At 32.9% G+C, this 292-nt stretch carries 1 protein-coding gene; it reads left to right on the forward strand.

All coding sequences use genetic code 11. The annotated features are described in order from the left end of the window. Positions 1–292: tRNA-guanine transglycosylase (locus FUA24_RS03800; RefSeq protein WP_148540136.1), on the forward strand; the 292-nt coding region annotated here is incomplete at both ends.

Here is a 292-nt window from a genome sequence, read left to right on the forward strand (position 1 = left end):
TGGTACACCAATCAATATTTTAGAAAATATAGCGTTAGGTGTAGACATGTTTGATTGTGTTATGCCAACACGTAATGCCAGAAACGGTATGTTGTTTACAGCTCATGGTACCATAAATATTAAAAACAAAAAGTGGGAAGATGATTTTTCTCCAATTGATGAAATGGGTATAACCTTTGTTGATACAGAGTATAGTAAAGCTTATTTACGTCATTTGTTTTCGGTTAATGAGTTATTAGGGAAGCAAATAGCAACCATACATAACCTAGGTTTTTATTTGTGGTTGGTTAGA

The organism is Seonamhaeicola marinus (genome assembly GCF_008085455.1).